This is a genomic window from Leifsonia sp., from assembly GCF_051955155.1.
Lineage (GTDB): Bacteria > Actinomycetota > Actinomycetes > Actinomycetales > Microbacteriaceae > Leifsonia.
In genome coordinates this window covers 1-4423 of record NZ_JBQCGZ010000015.1, presented here as the reverse complement: position 1 = coordinate 4423, position 4423 = coordinate 1, and the positions used below count along the sequence as shown (strand labels likewise).

Annotated in this window: 4 protein-coding genes and 1 pseudogene; 3 read left to right on the top strand and 2 right to left on the bottom strand. The window is 70.7% G+C overall.

Annotated elements, in window-relative coordinates:
* Window positions 1–1306: threonine--tRNA ligase (thrS, locus tag ACTHMF_RS01590; protein ID WP_440316024.1), on the top strand; the 1306-nt coding region annotated here is incomplete at its 5' end.
* Window positions 1294–1887 (top strand): HIT family protein, encoded by a 594-nt coding sequence (locus ACTHMF_RS01585; protein WP_440316023.1) that lies wholly within the window; start codon window positions 1294–1296, stop codon window positions 1885–1887. The genes thrS and ACTHMF_RS01585, both read left to right, overlap by 13 nt.
* Window positions 1888–1983: 96 nt before the next feature.
* On the opposite strand, the gene pdxY is transcribed toward ACTHMF_RS01585, so the two are convergent.
* Both pdxY and ACTHMF_RS01575 read right to left on the bottom strand, forming a co-directional pair.
* Window positions 1984–2835, bottom strand: coding sequence for a pyridoxal kinase PdxY (gene pdxY / locus ACTHMF_RS01580; RefSeq protein ID WP_440316022.1), 852 nt, complete (start codon window positions 2833–2835; stop codon window positions 1984–1986).
* Entirely contained in the window at window positions 2832–4196 is a 1365-nt protein-coding gene (locus ACTHMF_RS01575; protein ID WP_440316021.1) for an aminotransferase class I/II-fold pyridoxal phosphate-dependent enzyme, read from the bottom strand. Before ACTHMF_RS01575 ends, pdxY begins: the two co-directional genes overlap by 4 nt.
* A 93-nt stretch (window positions 4197–4289) precedes the next feature.
* Between ACTHMF_RS01575 and ACTHMF_RS01570 the strand changes: the two are divergent.
* Window positions 4290–4423: pseudogene (locus ACTHMF_RS01570) on the top strand (pyridoxal 5'-phosphate synthase lyase subunit PdxS); the annotation flags it as partial.

Below are 4423 nucleotides of genomic sequence, written 5' to 3'. Positions count from 1 at the left end.
CAAGGACGAGCTGCGCGCCTACCAGACCCGCATGGAGGAGGCCGCCAAGCGCGACCACCGCAAGCTCGGCGCCGAGATGGACCTGTTCTCGTTCCCGGACGAGATCGGCTCCGGTCTCGCGGTGTTCCACCCCAAGGGCGGCATCATCCGCAAGGAGATCGAGGACTACATGCGCGATCGGCTGATCGCGAACGGCTACGAGGTCGTCAACACGCCGCACATCACCAAGGCGCACCTCTTCGAGACCAGCCAGCACCTCAACTGGTACAAGGACGGCATGTTCCCGCCCATGCACCTGGACGAGGAACGCGACGCCGAGGGCAACATCACCCGGCAGGGGCAGGACTACTACCTCAAGCCGATGAACTGCCCGATGCACAATCTCATCTTCCGGGCGCGCGGCCGCAGCTACCGTGAGCTGCCGCTCCGGCTGGCCGAGTTCGGCACGGTCTACCGCTACGAGAAGTCCGGGACGCTCTCCGGCCTGACCCGCGTGCGCGGGCTCACGCAGGACGACGCCCACATCTACGTGACAGAGGACCAGATCAAGGACGAGGTCGCCAGGCAGCTGGAGTTCGTGCTGGAGACCCTGCGCGGCTACGGACTGACGGACTTCTACCTGGAGCTGTCCACCAAGGACCCGGACAAGTACGTCGGAAGCGACGAGAGCTGGGAGACCGCGACGGAGACGCTCCGCGAGGTGGCGATCGAGTCCGGGCTGGAGCTCGTGGACGACCCGGGCGGGGCTGCGTTCTACGGCCCGAAGATCTCGGTGCAGGCGCGCGACGCGATCGGCCGCACGTGGCAGCTCTCGACCGTCCAGCTGGACTTCAACCAGCCGGAGCTGTTCGAACTGGAGTACAACGCTGCCGACGGGACGCGCAAGCAGCCGGCGATGATCCACCGGGCGCTGCTCGGCTCCATCGAGCGGTTCTTCGCGATCCTGCTGGAGCACTACGCGGGCGCGTTCCCGGTGTGGCTGTCGCCGGTGCAGGTCGTCGGCATCCCGGTCGCGGACGCCTACGCCCCGTTCCTGGACGACGTGATCGCGCGGCTGAAGGCCCGCGGCGTTCGCGCCGAGGTCGACCACTCCGACGACCGGATGCAGAAGAAGATCCGCACGCACACCAAGGCGAAGGTGCCCTTCCAGCTCATCGTGGGCGAGGAGGACGCCTCGGCGGGCACGGTCAGCTTCCGCTTCCGCGACGGCACGCAGCGCAACGGCGTGACCGTGGACGAGGCCATCGAGCGCATCGTCGCCAGCATCGAGAGCCACGAGCTGGTCGACACGGCATGGCCCGCCTGAGTCTCGGCGACTACGCCGACGGCGGCGGCGCGGACGGGACCGACGGCCCCGTCCGCGTCGACGACCCGTCGTACCTGGTCGGGGTGCCGGACGAGTTCCAGCGGCTGTGGACCCCGCACCGGATGGTCTACATCCAGCAGGGCGACCCCGGTCACGACGACTGCCCGTTCTGCGTCGCTCCGAGCATGAGCGACGAGGACGCGCTGATCGTCGCGCGCGGGACGCACGCGTACGCGCTGCTCAACCTGTTCCCGTACAACAGCGGCCACCTGCTGGTGTGCCCGTACCGGCACATCGCGATGTACGACGAGGCGACGCCGGAGGAGGTCGCCGAGATCGGCAGCATCACCCAGACGGCGATGCGCGTCATCCGCGAGGTGTCGAAGAACGACGGTTTCAACATCGGAATGAACCAGGGCGCGGTCGCCGGTGCCGGGATCTCCGCGCACCTGCACCAGCACATCGTCCCGCGCTGGGCGCAGGACGCGAACTTCTTCCCGATCATCGCGCGCACCAAGGCTCTCCCGCAGCTGCTCGGCGAGGTCCGCGCCGCCATCGCGAACGCCTGGCCCGCTGACTGACGCGCCGCTCCCGAGCGGTCGCACTCGATCGAGTGGTGAGTTGTTGCTTCAATTTCCGTCGAGTGGCGACATCTTGTCACCACTCGACGGGCTTCGTCAGCGTACGCGGGTGACGGGGAACTGCTCGCGGGGGTGGGCGTAGGACTCCTGCGACTCGACGAGCTGGAGCTCGCGCTCGCCGGACTCCAGGGTCCGGGTGAGCAGGTCGAACACGCTGGACACGGTCTTGCGCAGCGCCAGCGCCGCGTCCCCGGCCCGCACGTAGTGTGCCGTGAACAGGGCGGCGGTGACGTCTCCCGACCCGTTGGCCTTCATCGGCAGGTGCGGGGTCTGCACGAGCCAGGCTCCCGCGTCGTCGACGGCGAGCATCTCGATGGTGCCCTCCGGCCGGTCGGGACGCTCCACGCTCGTGACGAGCACCGTGCTCGGTCCCATCGCGCGCGCCGCGTCCACCGACTCCAGGGTGGACTCGAGCGTGTCCGGCTCGGTCTCGGTGAGGAAGCCGAGCTCGAACTGGTTCGGCGTGATGATGTCGGCGACCGGCACGACGCGCTCGCGCAGCAGCACGGGGATGGCCGGGGCGACGAAGCAGCCCGACTTGGCGTTGCCCATCACCGGGTCGCACGCGTAGACGGCGTCGGGGTTGGCGGCCTTCACCCGGGCGACGGCGTCGATGATCACGTCGCCGATGCCCTCGCTGCCCTGGTAGCCGGAGAGGACGGCGTCCACCTGGCCGAGCACGCCGCGCTCCTCGATGCCGGTGATCACGTCGCGCACGTCGTCCGGCGCGATCAGCGGGCCGCGCCACGCGCCGTACCCGGTGTGGTTCGAGAAGTTCACCGTGTAGACGGGCAGCACCTCGACGCCGATGCGCTGCAGCGGGAAGACGGCGGCGGAGTTGCCGACGTGACCGTAGGCGACCGCGGACTGGATCGAGAGGATCTTCATCCCCTCATCCTTTCACCTCGCGCGGCGCCCTCCGTCCGCTGCCGTCGCTCGACGCCGGCGGCCTCCGCGATGTCGTCCACCAGCCGCGCCGCCTCCTCCTCGGCGAGGTCGTACACGGTGAGCCGCAGGTGGTGCGACGGCGCCGCGTGCTCGCCGAGCAGGAACTCGTCGCCGGTGCGGGCCAGCCAGCCGCGGCGCATCAGCCGGTCGGCGACCGTCCTCGCCTCCACCGGCAGCGCGAGCCACAGGTTGAGTCCGTCCCCGGCCTCCGCGGGCAGACCGCGTTCGCTGAGCGCGGCGGCGAACGCGGCGTTCCGCTCGGCGTAGTGCCGCCCCGCCGCGGCGACCTCCTCCAGCACGCCCTGGTCCGTGAGCTGCGCCAGCACGAGCCGCTGCAGCACGTGGCTCACCCACGTGGTGCCGGGGCTCAGCCGGAAGGCGAGACGCTCGGCCGTCTCGTGGTCGGTGGCCGCAACGGCGAGGCACATGTCAGGGCCGAGGAACTTCGACACCGACCTGACCAGCGCGAATCGGCGGTGTCCGGGCCCGATCAGGGTCTCGTACGGGCGCTGCGAGAGCATCGAGAAGTGGTCGTCCTCGATCACGAGCACATAGGGATGGTCGGCCAGCAGCGCGCGGAGCTCGGCCGCGCGCGACGGCGTCAGGGTGGCGCCGGTGGGGTTCTGGGCGCGCGGTGTGCAGATGATCGCGCGTACGCCGGCGTCCAGCGCCGCCCGCAGCCCGTCGACCGTCATGCCCTGCTCGTCCACCGGGACGGGGACGGCGCGGTAGCCGCCGAGCCGGACGGTGTGGATGCTCGCGAGGAAGCACGGGTCCTCCAGCGCCACCGCGTCGTCGCGCAGCAGGGCCTGGGCGAGCAGCCGCTCGACCGCGTCCACCGCGCCGTTCGTGACCGTGATGCGGACGTTATGGCCGGGCAGGTCGGCGGCCGTCCACTCCAGCGCGCGCTGCTCCAGCGCCGGGTCGATCACCGGCTCGCCGTACAGCACGGGCCGGCCGACCGCCGCGGCCAGGGCGCCGGAGAGGTCGGGGATGCGCTGCGGGTCGGGGTTCCCCGTCCCGATGTCGCGCAGCACGCTGTCGGGCGCGTAGCCCTCCTGCGCGACGGCGTCGAGGCCGGCGATGACCGTGCCGGCGCGGCCGCGCGCGACGACGACGCCGGCCTGCGCGAGCTGCCGGTACGCCGCGACCGCCGTGTTGCGGTTCACGCCGAGCCGGGCGGCGAGCTCGCGCACCGGCGGCAGTGCGTCGCCGCGGCCGAGCACGCCGCGCTCGTGCAGAGCGCGCACGCTCGCGGCGATCTCCGACGCGGTCGAGCCGGTGATGATCTGTTCGTCCACATCCCCTCCGCCTGCGAGTCTATCCAGCCGTCCCCGGGGTGCTATCGTTCGGCATAGGCCAAAACAATCTTTGTTCCACACGAGAGGGCGATGATGACAGATACCGAACACGGCACCGGGACCGGCTCGAGCCGCGTCAAGCGCGGGCTCGCGGAGATGCTGAAGGGCGGCGTCATCATGGACGTCGTCACGCCCGAGCAGGCGCGCATCGCCGAGGACGCGGGCGC